The organism is Pseudomonas putida S13.1.2 (assembly GCF_000498395.2).
Taxonomy (GTDB): domain Bacteria; phylum Pseudomonadota; class Gammaproteobacteria; order Pseudomonadales; family Pseudomonadaceae; genus Aquipseudomonas; species Aquipseudomonas putida_Q.
Window position 1 is genome coordinate 4,004,861 of record NZ_CP010979.1, and the last position, 18,495, is coordinate 4,023,355.

17 protein-coding genes are annotated in these 18,495 nt (G+C 61.7%); 10 read left to right on the top strand and 7 right to left on the bottom strand.

Annotated features, from left to right (window positions below; translation table 11 throughout):
• Positions 1–217: 217 nt before the first annotated feature.
• Positions 218–1,117, bottom strand: coding sequence for a hypothetical protein (locus N805_RS17740; protein ID WP_019472719.1), 900 nt, complete (start codon positions 1,115–1,117; stop codon positions 218–220).
• Positions 1,118–1,328: 211 nt separating this feature from the next.
• Between N805_RS17740 and N805_RS17745 the strand changes: the two genes are divergently transcribed.
• The 4 genes from N805_RS17745 to N805_RS17760 all read left to right on the top strand — a co-directional run bounded on the left by N805_RS17745 (position 1,329) and on the right by N805_RS17760 (position 5,107).
• On the top strand, positions 1,329–2,129 hold the full coding sequence (locus tag N805_RS17745) for an AraC family transcriptional regulator (protein ID WP_019472718.1): 801 nt from the start codon (positions 1,329–1,331) through the stop codon (positions 2,127–2,129).
• 64 nt (positions 2,130–2,193) lie between these two features.
• Positions 2,194–3,600, top strand: a complete 1,407-nt coding sequence (locus N805_RS17750; RefSeq protein ID WP_026034604.1) for an NAD(P)/FAD-dependent oxidoreductase — start codon at positions 2,194–2,196, stop codon at positions 3,598–3,600.
• Between the two features lie 33 nt (positions 3,601–3,633).
• On the top strand, positions 3,634–3,975 hold the full coding sequence (locus tag N805_RS17755) for a cupin domain-containing protein (RefSeq protein ID WP_016501370.1): 342 nt from the start codon (positions 3,634–3,636) through the stop codon (positions 3,973–3,975).
• A gap of 52 nt (positions 3,976–4,027) precedes the next feature.
• A complete protein-coding gene (locus tag N805_RS17760) occupies positions 4,028–5,107 on the top strand; it encodes a polyamine ABC transporter substrate-binding protein (protein ID WP_019472716.1) in 1,080 nt (359 codons plus the stop codon).
• Positions 5,108–5,223: 116 nt separating this feature from the next.
• Here the strand turns inward: N805_RS17760 and N805_RS17765 are convergent, their stop codons facing one another.
• From N805_RS17765 to N805_RS17775, 3 genes are all read right to left on the bottom strand, one after another.
• Positions 5,224–6,807, bottom strand: a complete 1,584-nt coding sequence (locus N805_RS17765) for a peptide chain release factor 3 (protein ID WP_016484997.1) — start codon at positions 6,805–6,807, stop codon at positions 5,224–5,226.
• A 91-nt stretch (positions 6,808–6,898) separates the two neighbouring features.
• Entirely contained in the window at positions 6,899–7,228 is a 330-nt protein-coding gene (locus tag N805_RS17770) for an XRE family transcriptional regulator (protein WP_019472715.1), read from the bottom strand.
• Complete coding sequence (locus N805_RS17775; protein WP_019472714.1) at positions 7,229–7,582, bottom strand: type II toxin-antitoxin system RelE/ParE family toxin; 354 nt, start codon at positions 7,580–7,582, stop codon at positions 7,229–7,231.
• 394 nt (positions 7,583–7,976) lie between these two features.
• On the opposite strand from N805_RS17775, the gene N805_RS17780 reads away from it, so the two are divergent.
• Genes N805_RS17780 through N805_RS17795 form a run of 4 tightly spaced genes read left to right on the top strand, consistent with a single transcriptional unit; the run spans position 7,977 to position 11,422 of the window.
• Entirely contained in the window at positions 7,977–8,690 is a 714-nt protein-coding gene (locus N805_RS17780; protein ID WP_016501375.1) for an ABC transporter permease, read from the top strand.
• Positions 8,691–8,703: 13 nt separating this feature from the next.
• Complete coding sequence (locus N805_RS17785; protein WP_019472713.1) at positions 8,704–9,618, top strand: glycine betaine ABC transporter substrate-binding protein; 915 nt, start codon at positions 8,704–8,706, stop codon at positions 9,616–9,618.
• Positions 9,615–10,268 (top strand): ABC transporter permease, encoded by a 654-nt coding sequence (locus tag N805_RS17790; protein WP_019472712.1) that lies wholly within the window; start codon positions 9,615–9,617, stop codon positions 10,266–10,268. The genes N805_RS17785 and N805_RS17790 overlap by 4 nt, the downstream gene beginning before the upstream one ends.
• A complete protein-coding gene (locus N805_RS17795; RefSeq protein WP_019472711.1) occupies positions 10,265–11,422 on the top strand; it encodes a betaine/proline/choline family ABC transporter ATP-binding protein in 1,158 nt (385 codons plus the stop codon). Before N805_RS17790 ends, N805_RS17795 begins: the two co-directional genes overlap by 4 nt.
• Positions 11,423–11,559: 137 nt before the next feature.
• Here N805_RS17795 and N805_RS17800 read toward each other — a convergent pair whose 3' ends face one another.
• The 3 genes from N805_RS17800 to N805_RS17810 all read right to left on the bottom strand — a co-directional run bounded on the left by N805_RS17800 (position 11,560) and on the right by N805_RS17810 (position 15,578).
• Positions 11,560–13,989, bottom strand: coding sequence for a TonB-dependent siderophore receptor (locus tag N805_RS17800; protein ID WP_019472710.1), 2,430 nt, complete (start codon positions 13,987–13,989; stop codon positions 11,560–11,562).
• A gap of 108 nt (positions 13,990–14,097) precedes the next feature.
• A complete protein-coding gene (locus N805_RS17805) occupies positions 14,098–15,060 on the bottom strand; it encodes a FecR family protein (protein ID WP_019472709.1) in 963 nt (320 codons plus the stop codon).
• A gap of 20 nt (positions 15,061–15,080) precedes the next feature.
• Positions 15,081–15,578, bottom strand: coding sequence for an RNA polymerase sigma factor (locus N805_RS17810; RefSeq protein WP_019472708.1), 498 nt, complete (start codon positions 15,576–15,578; stop codon positions 15,081–15,083).
• Positions 15,579–16,072: 494 nt separating this feature from the next.
• Here N805_RS17810 and N805_RS17815 point away from each other — a divergent pair, with 494 nt between their 5' ends.
• Both N805_RS17815 and N805_RS17820 read left to right on the top strand, forming a co-directional pair.
• A complete protein-coding gene (locus N805_RS17815) occupies positions 16,073–17,236 on the top strand; it encodes a type III PLP-dependent enzyme (protein ID WP_012270610.1) in 1,164 nt (387 codons plus the stop codon).
• Between the two features lie 277 nt (positions 17,237–17,513).
• On the top strand, positions 17,514–18,467 hold the full coding sequence (locus tag N805_RS17820; protein ID WP_028613411.1) for an IS110 family transposase: 954 nt from the start codon (positions 17,514–17,516) through the stop codon (positions 18,465–18,467).
• Positions 18,468–18,495 lie beyond the last annotated feature (28 nt).

Sequence of the window (18,495 nt, forward strand, 5' to 3'; positions counted from 1 at the left end):
CCGGGGCTGCTTTGCAGCCCATCGCGACACAAGGCCGCTCCTACAAGGGATCGCGATCGCAGGGGTACCGCGACCTCCTGTAGGAGCGGCCTTGTGTCGCGACTGGGCCGCAGAGCGGCCCCTTAGGTCAATGCATGAAAATGGCGATGAGGATGATCACCGGAATCGGTACCCCAAGCATCCAGAGCAGTATCGAGCGCATGTCAGTTCTCCTTGCTTAACGTTGAATGGTGCGATGGGCTACGTATTCGCCTTCCAGCCACTGCACCTGGTCACGACGGCGACCACCGTAGAGCGCTGCAAGGCTGGCGAAGAAGGCCCCACACAGCAGCGCGACGAAGGTCCACAGTGCTGTCCACGCAGCCACCTTGGCGGCGGTATCAGCGGCTTGCTTGGCCTGCACTTTCAGCTGTTGCACCTGGGCCATCACCTGATCGACACGGGCTTCGGCCTCGGCCTGGGTCAGACGCGTGCGCTGGGCCACCAGCTGCGCCAGGTAGGTGCGGTCTTCGGCAGGCATCGCACCGTCGCTGGCAATGCCTTTGGCCAGGATGCGTGCGGCCACGCCATTGGCTGCATCGTCGCTCACGGGTGCAGGGCCATCGCCACGGAACAAGCTATCGACGAAATAGCCCATCGAATCGTTGTTGTCACCGGACGCCGCCGCACCACCGGCAGCCGCCGATACAGTGGCCGCCTGCGAAGCCGCGCTGGCACCAGCGCCCACCAGGTTGCCCGCAGCGCCCAGCACCAGCATGGCCGTCACCAGGGTGGCTACAGCCCAGGACAGGAACCCATGCGCGGTATCGCGGAAATACACTTCATCGCCATGCAGGTTGGCCCATTTCACCCGCAGCCGGCCGGCAATGTAGCCGCCAAGCCCCGAAGCGATGATCTGCGTCAGCAGCAGCCATACGATGGTGGAGATGCCCAGGGCTTTTGCACTGGCCCCTTCGTCGGCCCAGGGGGAAGTGGCTGCGAAGCCAAGCCCTGCACCAAGGACCACCAGGATCAGAGACAAGGCAGCTGCGGTAGCGGCGCCAGCGAAGATCGCCGCCCAGGAAACACCTGAGCGGCTTTGAGAATCGACAGCGGGGTAGTCGGCAGGGGTGATCATGATGTTTTCGCCTTAAGTGGTTAGCGACAAGTCCATTCGCGCAGTAACCATTGCAGCGGCTGTGCCAGTTGTGACAAAAAATTACCCCCTTACAAAACAATGAGTTGCAAAGATGGGCTTGTTCGGAATCGTGCAAATTGCGCGACCAGGCCCTGTGCATCAGGTGTTCTGCATTCTTGTCGCAACCCTGGCGGCGAGGCATCATTCACCCATGACGCTCGCTGATGGCCCTGCCCAGACTCCAATAACCGCCGACACCGTGCTGCGCTACCACCTGTGCTGGAAGCATCGCGACCTCGACGGCGTCATTGCGCTGTACCACCCCGACATCCAGTACCACGATTTCTTCCAGAACCGCGTGCTCGGCTACGTTGAGCTGCGCGACTACGTGCGCGCCTGCCTGCCCCATGAAGCCGGCGAGGACATCGTCCACAGCGACCGCATTCGCGTCGATGGCTGCACCGCCTTCATCCAGTATCAGGTCACGGTCCAGGGCGGTGCCGGCCTGGTGGCGTTCCAGTCAAGCGAGGCGATCACCGTCAAGGACGGCCTGATCTGGCGGGTCAACGAATACGCCACGCTGGTCCGCCAGAATGGCACCGGCCGCGCCAACACCGGCCCGCGCCCGGCCACCAGCCGCCTGGGCTTGTCACCCCGGCAGCTGTCGACCATGGCCCAGGACCTGGAGCACTACTTCCAGCGCCAGCGGCCCTACCTGGACCCGGAGCTGGACCTGCAGCAAGTCGCCGACGCCAGTGGCTACAGCCGCAACCAGATCTCCTACCTGCTGAACCAGGTGCTGGGGCAAAGCTTCTACCGTTACGTCAACCAGGCCCGCCTGCAGCACCTGATGGCCAGCCTTGACGACGGCAGCGCCGAGGCGACGATCGACGAGCTGGCCTTCAGCGCCGGCTTCAACTCGTTGTCGGCGTTCTACAAGTGTTTCCGTGAACACACCGGGCTCACCCCCAAGGCCTACCTGAAGCAAATTTCCCTGCGTGCACGCACGTAAGACAGGCGCCTGCACACATCACTAGGATCGCCCACAGACCTTGACGGATGTGGAGTCGGACCCGATGCAACCCCTGCGCACGATAAGCCTGTGGATGGACCAGCTCGACGAGCCACTGTGTGCCCGCCCGGCCCTGCGCGAAGACCTGCACGCGGATGTGTGCATCATCGGCGCCGGCTACACAGGCCTGTGGACCGCCTACTACCTCAAGCGCCAGGCGCCACAGCTGAACATCGTGGTAATCGACGCCAACATCGCCGGTTTCGGCGCCTCTGGGCGCAACGGTGGCTGGCTGATGGGCAACCTGCTGGGCGAAGACCGCCTGCTCGCCACCCTGTCGCCCCAACAGCGCCGCGCCAGCATCGACCTGCTGCACGGCATACCCGATGAAGTGCACGGTGTGCTGCAACGCGAGGGCATCGACTGCGACTACCGCAAGGGCGGTGTGCTGTACTGTGCTGCACGCTACCCGGAGCAAGAGCGCAGCCTGCGCGCCTACCTCGATGACTTGTATCGCCAAGGCATGACCGAGGACGACTACCGCTGGCTGCGCCCCGAGCAACTGGGCAACCAGTTGCGGGTCAGCAATGCGTTTGGTGCCATCTACAGCCCGCACACCGCGACCATCCAGCCGGCCAAGCTGGTGCGTGGCCTGGCACGCGCGGTTGAAGCCCTGGGCGTGCCGATCTACGAAAACACCCCTGCAATCGACTGGCAGCCCGGCGAAGTGCGCACCCCGCTGGCACGTATTCGCTGCCAGTGGATAGTGCCCGCTGTTGAAGGCTACGCCGCCAGCCTGCCGCCACTGGGCAAGCACCAGCTGCCAGTACAGAGCTTGCTGGTAGCCACCGAGCCGCTACCGGAGGCCACCTGGGAGCAGATCGGCCTGAGCCAGGGCCAGGCCTTCAGCGAGAGCAGCCGCCAGGTCACCTATGGCCAGCGCACCGCTGATAACCGCCTGGTATTCGGCGCACGCGGTGGTTACCGCTTCGGTGGCCGCCTGCGCGAAAACTTCAACCTCCAAGAACACGAAATCGAACTGCGCCGCTACCTGTTCAGCGAGCTGTTCCCGCAGCTCAAGCATGTGCGCATCACCCACTCCTGGGGCGGCAACCTGGGCATGGCGCGGCGCTTTCGCCCGCACATGCTCTGCGACCGCCAGCGCGGCATTGCCCTGGCCGGTGGCTACGGTGGCGAAGGCGTTGGGGCCACCAACCTGGGCGGGCGCACCCTGGCGGCGCTGATCCTTAACCAGCACAACGAACTGACCGCGCAACCTTGGGTGCTGGACAACCGCCCGGTATCGAGCCTGGCCAGCTGGCCGCCCGAGCCCTGCCGCTGGCTGGGCTACAACGCGATCATCCAAAGCTTCGTCCACGAGGACCGGACCCTCGCCAACCCCGCCAGCGCGCCGTGGAGGCGGCGCCTGGCCAGCTCGCTTGCGGACTTCATGGAAGGCTTCATGCACTGACTTCCCTTATCAACTGCACAGGATCCACCGGTCATGAGCATTACCCAGTTCAAGAACACCGACAGCGCTGTGCTCGACAGCTCCAACCCGGTCGCGGTGCCGCTTGGCGAACCCGTGGCGGTGACGTCTGTTACCTGCGTAGAGCGCAGCGATGGCGTCGAAACCGGCATCTGGGAGTGCACCCCCGGGCGCTGGCGGCGGCAGATCGTGCAACAGGAGTTCTGCCACTTCATCAAGGGCCGCTGCACCTTCACCCCCGACGGTGGCGAGCCCCTGGTCATAGAAGCCGGAGACGCATTGATGCTACCGGCCAACAGCACCGGCACCTGGGACATCCAGGAGACCGTGCGCAAGACCTACGTACTCATCTTCTGATCCGCTGATCGCCTGCCTTCGATAACAACAGACCAAGCAAGGTAAACCCGACATGCGCACGCTCCTTCTCGCCCCCCTGATGCTGGCCGCCAGCGTGGCCGGCGCCGCCGAAACGGTGAAGATCTACAACTGGTCCAGCTACGTCGCCCCCGACACGCTGAAGAACTTCCAGCAAGCCAGCGGCATCGTGCCCACCTACGACGTGTACGACAGCAACGAGACCCTCGACGGCAAGCTGATGACCGGCAACTCCGGCTACGATGTGGTGTTCCCTTCCAACCACTTCATGGCCCGGCAGATCCAGGGCAAGGCCCTGAAGAAGCTGGACAAGTCGCAGCTGCCCAACTGGCAAAACCTCAACCCGGTGCTGCTCAAGGCACTGGAGGTGAACGACCCGGGCAACCAGTACGGCTTCCCGTACCTGTGGGGCAGTACCGGCATCGGCTACAACATCGACAAGGTCAAGGCGGTGCTCGGCGACAACGCGCCGGTGGATTCGTGGGACCTGATCTTCAAGCCCGAGTACATGAGCAAGCTGAAAAGCTGTGGCGTCGCCGTGCTGGACAACGGCCCCGAACTGCTGCCGATTGCCCTGCACTACCTGGGCCTGCCGCACCACAGCCAGAACCCGGCGGACTACGACAAGGCCAAGGCGCTGTTGATGCAGGTGCGGCCGTACATCAGCTACTTCCATTCATCGAAGTACACCGGCGACCTGGCCAATGGCGATATCTGTGTGGTGGTGGGCTTCTCGGGGGATGTGCTGCAAGCGAAAAACCGTGCCGAAGAGGCGAACAACGGGGTGAAGGTGGGCTACTCGATACCCAAGGAAGGCGCGCCCATGTGGTTTGACATGGTGGCCATGCCGGCCGATGCGCCGGATGAAAAAGCCGGGTATGCCTACATGAACTATCTGCTGCAGCCAGAGGTGATGGCCAACATCAGCAACCATGTGCAGTACGCCAACGGCAACCTGAAGGCGGACGGGCTGGTGGAGCCGGCGCTGAAGGGCAATACGATGATTTACCCGAGCGAAGACATGATGGGCAAGTTGTATGCGCTGGAAGCGATGCCAGCGAAGATCGACCGCATTCGCACCCGGATCTGGACCAGTATCAAAGCCGGAAACTGAGCGCGGCCGTAGTGCGGTCCCTGTGGGAGCGGGTTCACCCGCGAATGCGTCGGTAAATTCAACATCGCATTCGCGGGTGAACCCGCTCCCACAGGGTCAGCAGCCAGCTCTGGAAATCAGTGGTGTTCGCGAGTAGCGCGGAATTTCACATCCGGCCAGCGCTCTTCCATCAGCGCCAGGTTGACCCGGGTCGGCGCCAGGTAGGTCAGGTGCCCGCCACCGTCGATGGCCAGGTTTTCCATGGCCTTGGTCTGGAATTCCTCGAGCTTCTTCTTGTCATCGCAGCTGATCCAGCGCGCCGACCACACGGTGATCGGCTCGTAGGCGCATTCGACCTTGTACTCTTCCTTCAGGCGGCTGGCGACCACATCGAACTGCAGTACACCGACCGCCCCGAGGATGATGTCGTTGCTGCGCTCCGGGAAGAACACCTGGGTTGCACCCTCTTCGGCCAGCTGCTGCAGGCCCTGGCGCAGCTGCTTGGACTTGAGCGGGTCCTTCAGGCGCACGCGGCGGAACAGCTCCGGGGCGAAGTGCGGAATACCCGTGAAGCCCAGCGCCTCACCTTCGGTGAAGGTGTCGCCAATCTGGATGGTACCGTGGTTGTGCAGGCCGATGATGTCGCCGGCAAAGGCCTCGTCCAGTTGCTCGCGCTCGGAGGAGAAGAAGGTCAGCGCGTCACCGATGCGCAGGTCCTTGCCGGTACGCACGTGGCGCATCTTCATGCCCTTCTCGTACTTGCCCGAGCAGATGCGCATGAAGGCGATACGGTCGCGGTGTTTTGGGTCCATGTTCGCCTGGATCTTGAACACGAAGCCTGTGAACTTTTCTTCCACCGGCTCCACGGTACGCTCGTGGGCGACACGGGCCAGCGGGCGCGGCGCCCAGTCGACAACGGCATCGAGCACATGGTCGACACCGAAGTTGCCCAGTGCAGTACCGAAGAACACCGGCGTCAGTTGGCCATTGATGAACTCGTCCTGATCGAACTCGTGGCATGCACCCTGTACCAGCTCAAGCTGTTCGAGGAAGCGATCATATTCGTCACCCAGGTGCGCGCGGGCTTCATCGGAGTCGAGCTTCTCGATGATCTTCACCTCGGTACGCTCATGGCCGTGGCCCGGGGTGTAGACAATGATGTAGTCACCGCGCAGGTGGTACACGCCCTTGAAGTCGCGGTAGCAACCAATCGGCCAGGTGATCGGCGCAGCCTTGATCTTCAGAACGGCTTCGATCTCGTCGAGCAGTTCGATCGGGTCGCGGATGTCACGGTCGAGTTTGTTGATGAAGCTGACGATTGGCGTATCGCGCAGGCGGCACACGTCCATCAGGGCGATGGTACGCGGCTCTACACCTTTACCGCCGTCGAGCACCATCAGCGCCGAGTCCACCGCGGTCAGGGTGCGGTAGGTGTCCTCCGAGAAGTCTTCGTGGCCGGGGGTGTCGAGCAGGTTGATCATGTGCTCGCGGTACGGGAACTGCATCACCGAGGTGGTGATGGAGATGCCGCGCTGCTTCTCCATTTCCATCCAGTCGGAGGTGGCGTGGCGGTCGGACTTGCGCGACTTCACGGTACCGGCGACGGCAATGGCCTTGCCCATCAGCAGCAGCTTCTCGGTGATGGTGGTCTTACCGGCGTCGGGGTGGGAAATGATTGCGAAAGTGCGGCGCTTCGCGACTTCGGCGGCCTGGTTGGTCATGGGAAATCGCCTGACTGGGGGATTCAAAAAGGGGCGATATCATACCTGAAGTTGGGCTGGGACCAAAATCTGATCCCCGTCCGTTGGTCAATCACGCACGTTGAGCCTGATCATCACAAAAACCTTGAAGCGTGACAGGGGCCCGGCCGGGCACATGTGCAACGAGCTCCAATGTTCCACCCAAGGCCTCAACATAGCTGCGAAGGGTGGATATCAACATGTCACTTCTCTTCTCCACTTTCGAAACATTGCCCTGACGGATATCGAGGCGCTCCGCCAACTCGTCCTGGGTGATTTGCAACTGCCTGCGCAAGGCTTGCAAGGTCATTTCTTCACGAATCAGTTCAAGGCCGCGTGCTTCTACTCTCGCCCTGCGCTCAGACGACAGCTCGTTCATAACCTCATCGAGTGTTTTCATCATTCAACCTCTGGAAAGGTGCCGTTCGAAACGTGCGTCGGCACGCTCGATCAGGCTCCGGTAAAATCTACGTTCACTGATGCCTGCCTTGTCTCCGGCGACCAACAGCACCGCACAGCGAGAGGGGTCAAAAGCGAACGCTATGCGCCACACGCCATTCCCGACGCTGAATCGCAACTCTTTCATGTTCGAATACCTTGAGCCCTTCAAGGTATCCACACGCGGTCTACCCAGAGCCGGGCCGCAGCATGCCAGCAGGTGTAGCTGAGCCAACAGTTCATCCTGGACCTCCATTTCCAGCATCCTGAACTCCACTGGAAATTCCGGGCACATCCCTATGGACCACACAACAAACATACCTCCGAAAGAATATTCCCTCAAGGAGATACAGGGAGAATTTCAAAGGAGATATTGCTTGGCGGGACAAATGGCTCGATAGCAGGCGATTCAACGCCTCCACGCAGAAAAAGCGCTGTTTTTTCGTGCGAATTTTCTTTGTTGCCAGTGATTAACGCTGGCCAAATGCCGCCTCAGATGGGAACCTTTGCGCCCACGGAGACGTCCATTCCCCTGCAACCCGCTTCGGTTGGGGACTGGTTTCATCAGCATTTTCGGGCCCGACGGGGTTCGGCTCATGGCCTGATCGCAGCCTTCGGCGTGCGTCACGCTGCTACTCGCGAACACACCAACCGCCGCCAGGACTGGCCGGCAAAAAAGAAGTGTGCTCGCCGACAACACAAGGAGTCCGCCTGTGGCTAAACGCTACGGAAAAGGGCTGTTGGGATGCGCCACCGTGCTCGTCATCCTGGCCCTGCTGGTCCACTGGATCGGCATCGACACGATCGCGCGTTACCGCGACGATCTTGGGTTCTACCTGCAAGCGCACCTGGTTCTGGTGCTGGCTTCGATGGCGGCGGCGTTGGCCGTGGGCATCCCGGCTGGCATTGCCCTCAGTCGACCGCACCGGGTCGACAAAGCCGAGCGCTTCATGCAGTTTTTCAACGTTGGCAACACCATCCCTCCCCTGGCCGTTCTGGCCATCGCGCTCAGTATCCTGGGCATCGGCGCCGGGCCTGCGATCTTCGCGCTGTTCCTCGCCTCTCTCCTGCCCATCGTGCGCAACACCTACGAGGGCCTGAAAAACGTCCCCGCCTCGCTCAAGGAAGCCGCCACCGGCATCGGCATGACCCCGCGCCAGCAACTCTGGCAGGTGGAGCTACCGAATGCCGTGCCGATCATCGTCGGGGGTGTACGTGTGGCCCTGGCATTGAACGTGGGCACCGCGCCACTGGCATTCCTGATCGGCGCCAACAGCCTGGGTAGCCTGATCTTCCCCGGCATCGCCCTGAACAACCAGCCACAGCTGCTGCTGGGTGCCGCCTGCACCGCACTGCTTGCACTGGTGCTGGACGCGGCGGTGAGTTTCTCCAGCAAGCGCTGGCTGGAACGTGGCCTGGCCCAATAAGGATAGGGAACGTATGAACAAGAGAATCGCCTTGCTGCTGGGCGCGGCCCTGCTGTTCGCAGGATTTGCCCAGGCTGTGGAAAAACCACTGGTGCGCATTGGCGCGCGGGTGTTCACCGAGCAGACCGTGCTCGCCGAAATCACTGCGCAATACCTGCGTGCCAACGGCTTTGACGTGCGCGTCACCACCGGCCTTGGCAGCAACATCGCGCGCCAGGCCCAGGAGACCGGCCAGCTTGACCTGATGTGGGAATACACCGGTGTCTCGCTGGTGTCGTACAACCACATCGACGAGCGCATGCCCAGTGCCGAAGCCACCTTCGCCCGGGTCAAAGAGCTGGATGCAAAGAAGGACCTGATCTGGCTGACCCCGTCGAAGTTCAGCAACACCTACGCGCTGGGCCTGCCCAAGCAAGTGGCCGAGGCCTACCCGCAGGTCAACACCATCAGCGACCTCAACCAGGTACTGCGTGACGAAAGCCAGCGCAACCACCTGGTGGCGCTGGACACCGAGTTCGCCAACCGCCCCGACGGCCTCGTTGGCCTGCGCGAGATGTACGGCCTGCCGCTGGACCGGCGCAACATCCGCCAGATGGACGGTGGCCTGGTGTACACCGCCATGCGCAACAACCAGGTATTCGCCGGTTTGGTGTACACCACCGACGGCCGCCTGAGTGCGTTCAACCTCAAGCTGCTGGAAGACGACAAGCACTACTTCCCCGACTACACCGCAGCGCCCGTGGTGCGCAAAGCCGTGCTCGACGCCAACCCGCAACTGGCCGCACTGCTCAAGCCACTGGCCGAGCAGCTGGATGACGAAACCATGCGCCAGCTCAACGCCAAGGTCGACGTCGAGCACCAGAACCCGACCGCCGTGGCCGCCACCTTCCTGCGCGAGCACCCACTGAACAGCGAGGGCCAGCCATGAACCTGATCGATACCTTCAGCCACCTGGACTGGGCCCAGGTGCTGCAACTGACCTGGCAGCACATCATGCTGGTGGGCGTTGCGGTGAGCCTGGCCATTCTCGTCAGCGTGCCGCTGGGCATCCTCATGACCCGCTTCCCGGCCGTTGCCGGGCCGCTGCAAGCCAGCGCCACGGTGCTGCTGACCATTCCGTCGATTGCCCTGTTTGGCCTGCTGCTGCCGTTCTATTCCAAATTCGGCCAGGGGCTGGGGCCATTGCCAGCGATCACTGCGGTGTTCCTCTATTCGCTGCTGCCGATCCTGCGCAACACCTACCTCGCCCTGACCAACGTAGAGCCCGGCATCCGTGAAGCTGCGCGCGGCATCGGCATGACCTTCGGCCAGCGCCTGCGCATGGTCGAGCTGCCCATCGCAGTACCGGTGATCCTCGCCGGTGTGCGCACTGCAGTAGTGATGAACATCGGCGTCATGACCATTGCCGCCACCATCGGCGCCGGCGGCCTGGGCGTGCTCATTCTTACCTCCATCAGCCGCAGCGACATGTCGATGCTGCTGGTCGGCGCCGTACTGGTCAGCCTGCTGGCCATCATTGCCGACCTGCTGCTGCAAACCCTGCAACGTGCCCTGACTCCAGAAGGACTGCGCTCATGATCGAACTGAAGAACCTCAGCAAAACCTTCAACGTCAACGGCAAGGACGTCAAAGCCGTCGACGCGGTAAACCTTACTGTCAACGAAGGGGAAATCTGCGTGTTCCTCGGCCCCTCGGGCTGCGGCAAGAGCACCACGCTGAAAATGATCAACCGCCTGATCACGCCTACCTCGGGCCAGGTGTTCATCAATGGCGAAGACACCACCGGCCTGGACGAAGTCACCCTGCGCCGCCGCATCGGCTACGTGATCCAGCAGATCGGTCTGTTCCCCAACATGACCATCGAGGAGAACATCACCGTGGTCCCGCGCCTGCTCGGCTGGGACAAGCAAAAGTGCCACGAGCGTGCTCGCGAGCTGATGCACATGATCAAGCTCGAACCCAAGCAATACCTGCAGCGCTACCCGCGCGAACTGTCTGGTGGCCAGCAGCAGCGAATCGGCGTGATCCGTGCCTTGGCGGCCGACGCACCGGTATTGCTGATGGACGAGCCGTTCGGCGCGGTCGACCCGATCAACCGCGAGATGATCCAGAACGAGTTCTTCGAGATGCAGCGGGCGCTGAACAAGACCGTGATCATGGTCAGCCACGACATCGACGAAGCCATCAAGCTGGGCGACAAGATTGCCATCTTCCGTGCCGGCAAACTGTTGCAGCTGGACCACCCGGACACGCTGCTGGCGCACCCGGCGGATGACTTTGTCAGCAACTTCGTTGGCCAGGACAGCACGCTCAAGCGCCTGCTGCTGGTGCGTGCCGAGGATGCAGCGGACAACGCGCCGTCGGTGAGCCCGGAAACGCCCGTGAGCGATGCACTGGAGCTGCTGGATGAGCACGACCGCCGCTACGTGGTGGTGACCGATGCACAGAACAAGGCACTGGGCTATGTGCGCCGGCGCGACATGCACCGCCAGCAAGGGACGTGTGGCGACTTCCTGCGGCCGTTCAATGCCACGGCATCGCACGATGAGCATTTGCGCATCCTGCTGTCGCGCATGTACGAGTTCAACCGGGCGTGGCTGCCGGTGCTGGATGCGGAGCAGGTGTTTTTGGGCGAGGTGACGCAGGAGTCGATTGCGGCGTACCTGAGTTCGGGCAGATCGCGCGGGGGCAAGACCAGCATTGTTTCGCCGGCTGAGGCGGTGGTGTCCTAGAAAGCCGGGGGCACTTCGCGCCCCATCGCCGGCAAGCCAGCTCCCACAGGTACAGCGCATGTCTTGAGGTTCTCGCTGTACCTGTGGGAGCTGGCTTGCCGGCGAAAGGGCCGCAAAGCGGCCCCGGCAATCTCAAGTCAGAACCCTACGCTGGCCTGCACATAGAAGGTCCGCGGCTCACCCACATAGACGCCGGCGTTGTTGTCGCTGGAGCGGGTGAAGTACTGCTTGTCGAACAGGTTCTTTACCCCCGCCGCCAGCTTCAGGTTGGACATTTCGGGCCCGAATTCATACCCACCACGGGCGTGCCAGGTCACGTAACCCGGAATATCACCATACTGCCCATCCGCACTCGGCTCGGTGATGTAGTCGCCGTTGAAGCTGCCATCAGCATTGATCCCGGTCCCCGGCGCGCGCTGCTTGGATTGGGCGTAGGCGTCCAGGTTCCAGGTCCAGCGGTTGACCGCGTAACGCACGCCGGCAGTGGCCACCTGGCGTGAATAGAACGGCAGGTCACGGCCCTTGAAGCCCGGGATTTCACCTTCATAGGTGGCGCGGGTAAAGGTGTAACCACCATTCAACGAAAGCCCTTCCAGGCGCGGGTCCAGCCCGGTCAGGTCGTAGCGCACCGAGGCCTCGATGCCCTGGTGCTTGGTCGCGCCAAGGTTGGTCCAGCCCACGTCGTTGCTGATGTATTGCAGCTCGTCATCGAAGTCGATGTAGAACGCGGTCAGCTCACCCGCGAAGCCGCCATCGTCATAACGCGTGCCGATTTCGTAGGTCTTGGCCTTTTCCGGCTCCAGGCCATTGGCCGTGCTGTTGCCGGTACCGCCTTGGCCCAGCTGGAAGTACTGCAGGCTGCCGAACGAGGTTTCGTAGTTGGCGAATACTTTCCACGCGTCGGAGATGTGGTACATCACGCTCAGCGCCGGCAGCGGCTCGTTACTGGTGATGCTGCGCTTCTTCTCCGCCACCGGGCGGTTGTTGGCATCCAGCACCGGCCGGTCGCGCCAGTCGGTATTGATGTGCTCGAAGCGGATGCCCGGTGTGATGGTCCAGTTGCCCACATCGATCTTGTCGTCGATGTAGTAGGCGCTGGCCTCGGTACCGCCGCTGCGGTCCTGGAACACGTGGCCGTCAGAGGTCGGGGTCACGGTCGGCACGTTGTCGATCAGCGCCAGGCGGGTCGACTGTTCGCGCATCGCTTCCTTCAGGTAGCGATAGCCCACGCTGACTTCCTGGGTGGTAGGGCCGGCAAAGAAGATGCGCGAAACCCGTGGCTCGATGGCGAAAGTGTGGTAGTTGCGCGGGTACGAGGACAGGGTCTTCATGTCACGCGAGGCGATGGCGCTGCCGCGAAAGCTGTCGGTGTAGTAGGTCAGCACTTCGAACTGGGTGGCATCGTCGAGCTGGCGTTGCCACTTGAACGACACATCCTTGCGCCGACCGGCGAAGTAGTCATAGTCGCGCAGCGACTGGTAAGGGTTGCTGTCGTACTGGGCCTGGGTCAGGCCACCGGGCATGTCGGCACGGCCATCGTAATAATGGAAGTTGAGCCAGAACTCATCGACGTCGGTGGGCGCCCAGTGGGTCTTGAGGATAACGTCGTCGATGTCGTTGCCATTGTTGCTTTCACGGTAACCGTTGCCGTTCACCCCGGTGTACAGCAGCGCCACACCCATGCCGTTGTCCGCCGTGCCACCGACAAAGGCCGACTCGGTGTGCTTCCAGCCGCCGTGCTGGGAGGTTTCCAGGGTGGTGGACAGCTCCGCCGAGGCCTTTTCCGGAATCGCCCGGGTGACGAAGTTGATCACCCCACCAACGTTCTGCGGGCCATAGCGCACCGAGCCGGCCCCACGCACCACGTCGATGCTGTCGAGGTTGCCCGAGGAGATCGGCGCCATCGACAGCTGTGGCTGGCCATACGGCGCGAAGGCGGCCGGGATGCCGTCGATCAATACGGTGGAGCGCGGCGACAGGCGCGAGGTCAGGCCGCGCACGCCCACGTTCAGCGACAGGTCGCTGCCGCCGGTGCCGTTGGAGTCCTGCACCTGCACACCCGGGATGCCGCGCAGGACGTCGCGCACGTTCATCGCGCCCTTCTCCACCATCGCCTCGCGGCGCACCACGGTGCGCGCGCCGGGGTGGTTCTGCACCACGCTCTGCTGGGCATCGCCCAACCAGTCACCGACCACCTTGATGTCGGTGGGCGCCAGCTCCAGGCTGCCGCTGCCCAGGTCGAGGGTAGTCGGCAGTGGCTTTACCACGACGGTGTCCTGGGACATCTCGAAGGTCAGCCCGCTGCCTTGCAGCAACTGTTGCAGCGCCTGCACCGGCGCCAGGTTGCCGGACACCGCCGGGGCCTGTTTGCCGGCCACCAGTTCGGGGCTGAAGAACAGCTGCAGGTTGGTTTGCTGACCAAGCTGATTCAGCGCCGAAGCCAGCGGTTGGGCCTGGATCTGGAGGGTGTTGCCCGCCTCAGCAGCCTGGCTGTTGACGGTCACGGCGCTGACCGCCAGGGCCAGCGCCAGGGCGCGGAAGCGTGGGAAGGGTTTGTTGTTGTTCACGTCGTCGAAACATCCTGGAATGCGGAATAAACGCCAACCGCGTGCAAATGGGAATGCTTGGCAGTTGCAGCTGGCGAGGAAGACGAACGAGCGAGAAAAAACCTGAATCTATTTCGCAATTATTTCGCGAGAGCCGTCATCATGGGCCTTGATGGCCACCGGCAGGATGCTCGGCAAGGCCCGCAACAGTGCGTCGGTGTCGTCGGTGCTGAAGGTGCTCGAAAGGCGCATCTGGGCGACTTTACCGGGGGCGACCCGCAGCGGTTGGCTACGATAGCGCGAGGCTTCGGCCACCACCTCGGCGAGGGTGGCGTTGTCGAACACCAGCTTGCCTTGGCGCCAGGCGGTAACGGCAGCGGTGTTGACGGCATAGGGGGCGGTCACCCCGCCCTGTGCATCTATATGCGAACCCTGGCCGGCCGTAAGCTGCGCCAGCGCGTCGCCCTTGCCCTGCACCCGCACCGAACCCTGCTCCACCGCCACCCGGGTGCTGGCAGGGTCCTGACGCACGTCAAAGCGGGTACCGGTTACCGTCACGCTGCCCTGGGCGGTGTCCACCACAAACGGCCTGGCACTGTCGTGGGCAACACTGAACATCACCTCGCCGGCACTCAGGCGGATATGCCGCTGGCCGGCGCTGAAGTCGACCTGCAGCTGTGTGCTGCCATTGAGATCGAGCAAGGAGCCATCCGGCAGTTCGACCTGGCGGCGTTCGTTGAAGGCGGTCTGCACGCTGGCTTGGTGATTCAGTTGCTGATAGTGCCAGCCGCCCCAGCCCAGGCCCAATGCCAGCACCGCCACACTGGCCGCCAGTGCCTGACGCACGAAACGCCGACGTGGCAACTGCTGCACCGGGTCCGGTTGGCGCAACGCTTCAAGGCGCTGGCGTGGAATGAAGTCGGCGGCCTGCCACACGCGGCACAGGTGCTGGTACTCCTCCCGGTGGCGCTCGTCGCTGGCCAACCAGGCGCGTAGCTGTTTCTGCAGCCCGGTATCCCGAGGCGCATCCTGCACGCGGGCAAACCATGCGGCCGCCTGCTCGCGGACGGTATCGGTACCGTGCTGTTTCATCGAAAAGGTCTCCTGACTCTTCATGCCGACACATCCAGGTGCTCACGCAAATGCCGGAGCGTGCGGATCATATACTTTTCGACCATGTTCTTGCTCAACCCCATGCGCTCGGCGATCTCGGCTTGGGTCAGGCCTTCGAGCTTCTGCCAGATGAACACCTGCCGGCAGTTGAGCGGCAACTCGGCCAGCGCCCGCTCGACGCTGTCGGCCAGCTCCAGCGCATGCACATAGGCCTCCGGGTCATTGCCGCTGGTAGTGCCCTCGTCGAAGGCTTCCAGCGCCAGGGCCTGGCGGCGGTCTTCGCGGCGCAAGCCATCCACGGCAAGGTTGCGGGCGGTCTGGTGCAGGTAGGCGCGCGGCTGCTCAACCTGCTCGCGCGGGTTTTCCAGTACCCGGACAAAGGCATCGTGGGTGAGGTCCTCGGCCTGCTGACGACTGCGCAGTTTGCGCGTCCAGGTGCCGATCAGCTCGTGGTAATGGTCGAGGAAGCCTTTGTGTCCGGACACGGTCTGGGTCATCAGGGAGGCGGATAAGGGTGCGAATAGTAATGTTTCTCATCAAAACCAGCAAATCCGCCAGTCGGTAACAAAAAATTTACAGGGGATTTCCTGTACGGGGGTACCAGGAAAATGTGGCCATAAATATGAACACCCAGGGCGCTTTCGCGGGTGAGCCCGCGCCTGAAGAAGTAGCGCAATCCCTGTAGGAGCGGGTTCACCCGCGAAAGGGCCAACACGGTCCATTCCACAATATTTAACGCTTGAAACATCGCGGGGAACATCAGCCGGTCACACGAGTCGGTTATTCAAATGGCTGGTCGTCGATCCACGCCGATCACGCCCGGATTGCCTGTTGATTCTGCATTCTTCACGCCCTAAAGTGCGCGCCGAACGTCCATGCTGGAAACGATCCATCCGGCTCAAGTACTGAGTAGGCGAACCAAAGTGGGGATACGGAGGACGTTCAGTTTGCAGCCACTTAAATTTTCAGTTTGCCCATGGAGTCCCTGAGCATGTCGATCCAGGTCGAAGATTATTTCGCGCGTGACACCTTCCAGAAAATGAAGGCGTTCGCCGACAAGCAGGAAACCCCGTTCGTACTCATCGACACCCAGATGATCAGCCAGGCCTATGACGACCTGCGTGCGGGCTTCGAGTTCGCCAAGGTCTACTACGCCGTCAAGGCCAACCCTGCCGTCGAAATCATCGACCTGCTCAAAGAGAAAGGTTCGAGCTTCGACATCGCCTCGATCTACGAGCTGGACAAGGTGATGGACCGCGGCGTCAGCGCTGACCGCATCAGCTACGGCAACACCATCAAGAAGTCCAAGGACATCCGCTACTTCTACGAGAAGGGCGTACGCCTGTATGCCACCGACTCGGAAGCCGACCTGCGCAACATTGCCAAGGCCGCACCGGGTTCGAAAGTGTACGTGCGTATCCTGACTGAAGGCTCCACCACTGCCGACTGGCCACTGTCCCGTAAATTCGGCTGCCAGACCGACATGGCCATGGACCTGCTGATCCTCGCCCGTGACCTGGGCCTGGTGCCTTACGGCATCTCCTTCCACGTGGGCTCGCAGCAGCGCGACATCAGCGTGTGGGACGCCGCCATCGCCAAGGTCAAAGTGATCTTCGAGCGCCTGAAGGAAGAAGACGGCATCGAGCTGAAGCTGATCAACATGGGTGGCGGCTTCCCGGCCAACTACATTACCCGTACCAACAGCCTGGAAACCTACGCCGAAGAAATCATCCGCTTCCTCAAGGAAGACTTCGGTGACGAGCTGCCGGAAATCATCCTGGAGCCAGGCCGTTCGCTGATTGCCAACGCCGGTATCCTGGTCAGCGAAGTGGTGCTGGTGGCGCGTAAGTCGCGTACTGCCGTCGAGCGCTGGATCTACACCGACGTGGGCAAGTTCTCCGGCCTGATCGAAACCATGGACGAAGCGATCAAGTTCCCGATCTGGACCGAAAAGAAAGGCGAAGCCGAAGAAGTCGTCATCGCCGGCCCGACCTGCGACAGCGCCGACATCATGTACGAAAACTACAAATACGGCCTGCCGCTGAACCTGGCCATCGGTGACCGCCTGTACTGGCTGTCGACCGGTGCCTACACCACCAGCTACAGCGCGGTGGAATTCAACGGCTTCCCGCCGCTGAAGGCTTACTACCTGTAACGCAAAACGGGGCCGCAAGGCCCCGTTTTCATGTGTGCTCCGCTGTACCGGCCCCTTCGCGGGCTTGCCCGCTTGTATGGTTAGACTTGAAGGGGTGGTGGGACTAAATGCCCGATTCTGACTGTTCACAGCAGTACAGACCGTGGGAGACATCGCCCCACCCCTTCCACCAAAGCGCCGATAAAGAATGCATCGTTTGCAAACGACGATAGAAGCAAGCCAGCGCCTCTTGGTGAAACCCCTTCAAGCCAAAAAACCATAACGTGAGGAGGCTCCCGTGGCAATGCAGGCTGGCAAATTGATCGTGGGTGCGGATGTCGCGAAAGCAGAGTTAGTGATTCATCACGATGATCGCGATGAGATCATCAAGGTGAAAAATACCAAACCGGAAATCAAGAAATGGCTGAAGCAACAGCCTCTCAACACGGCAATTGCTGTTGAGGCGACCAATGTTTACCACCTGGACTTGGTTGAGCTGGCCCATAGCCTGGGTTTCGAGGTCTATGTCATTGATGGATTCCAACTGAGCAACTACCGCAAAAGCGTGGGTGTACGGGTAAAAACGGACCCCACTGATGCTCGGTTGCTGTCCCGATTTTTGAGAAACGAGGGGGAAGACCTCCGCCCTTGGACTCCCCCTCCCGCCGTCTACGGCAAGCTTCAGAGCCTTCTGCGACGCCGAGCGGCCTTGGTGACTGCCCGCACGGCGATGACTCAAAGCTGGGCTAATGAAGCCCTGTTGAAAGCCGCCTTCACAACCTTTGTAAAATCGATAGACCGGCTGGATTTGTTGATCCAAAAGAAAATTAAAGAGGTGCTGCGCGAAGCTGGGCTGCACGAGCAAGTTGCTCGCTGCCAAGCGGTAGAGGGCATTGGGTTTCTCACCGCCACTGCCTTGGTAATGGCCTTTATGCGGGGCGAGTTCAAGAGCAGTGATTCGTACATTGCATTCCTGGGAATGGATCTACGAGTGATTGATTCTGGGCAGAAGAATGGACGTCGCCGCCTGACCAAGCGAGGCTGCTCAGAAATCCGTCGTCTGTTGCATAACGCGGCGATGTCAGCCAGCCGGACGGCCACTTGGAAAGGGATATACGAACAACATCGCAATGCGGGTAAAGCAACAACCCAGGCGTTGGTAATCCTGGCCAGAAAGCTTGCGCGAGTGGCATTCGCCCTGATGAAGAATCAGGACGAATATGTCTCCAAAGGTGGGAAACCGGCTTGCTGAAAACCATAGAATCTCCCACAGGTGCGGT

What these genes read in the sequence shown, in the direction of transcription:
- N805_RS17740 (WP_019472719.1), bottom strand. Translation starts at nt 1,117, where the DNA reads ATGATCACCCCTGCCGACTACCCCGCTGTCGATTCTCAAAGCCGCTCA.
- N805_RS17745 (WP_019472718.1), top strand. Translation starts at nt 1,329, where the DNA reads ATGACGCTCGCTGATGGCCCTGCCCAGACTCCAATAACCGCCGACACC.
- N805_RS17750 (WP_026034604.1), top strand. Translation starts at nt 2,194, where the DNA reads ATGCAACCCCTGCGCACGATAAGCCTGTGGATGGACCAGCTCGACGAG.
- N805_RS17755 (WP_016501370.1), top strand. Translation starts at nt 3,634, where the DNA reads ATGAGCATTACCCAGTTCAAGAACACCGACAGCGCTGTGCTCGACAGC.
- N805_RS17760 (WP_019472716.1), top strand. Translation starts at nt 4,028, where the DNA reads ATGCGCACGCTCCTTCTCGCCCCCCTGATGCTGGCCGCCAGCGTGGCC.
- N805_RS17765 (WP_016484997.1), bottom strand. Translation starts at nt 6,807, where the DNA reads ATGACCAACCAGGCCGCCGAAGTCGCGAAGCGCCGCACTTTCGCAATC.
- N805_RS17770 (WP_019472715.1), bottom strand. Translation starts at nt 7,228, where the DNA reads ATGATGAAAACACTCGATGAGGTTATGAACGAGCTGTCGTCTGAGCGC.
- N805_RS17775 (WP_019472714.1), bottom strand. Translation starts at nt 7,582, where the DNA reads ATGTTTGTTGTGTGGTCCATAGGGATGTGCCCGGAATTTCCAGTGGAG.
- N805_RS17785 (WP_019472713.1), top strand. Translation starts at nt 8,704, where the DNA reads ATGAACAAGAGAATCGCCTTGCTGCTGGGCGCGGCCCTGCTGTTCGCA.
- N805_RS17790 (WP_019472712.1), top strand. Translation starts at nt 9,615, where the DNA reads ATGAACCTGATCGATACCTTCAGCCACCTGGACTGGGCCCAGGTGCTG.
- N805_RS17795 (WP_019472711.1), top strand. Translation starts at nt 10,265, where the DNA reads ATGATCGAACTGAAGAACCTCAGCAAAACCTTCAACGTCAACGGCAAG.
- N805_RS17805 (WP_019472709.1), bottom strand. Translation starts at nt 15,060, where the DNA reads ATGAAACAGCACGGTACCGATACCGTCCGCGAGCAGGCGGCCGCATGG.
- N805_RS17810 (WP_019472708.1), bottom strand. Translation starts at nt 15,578, where the DNA reads ATGACCCAGACCGTGTCCGGACACAAAGGCTTCCTCGACCATTACCAC.
- N805_RS17815 (WP_012270610.1), top strand. Translation starts at nt 16,073, where the DNA reads ATGTCGATCCAGGTCGAAGATTATTTCGCGCGTGACACCTTCCAGAAA.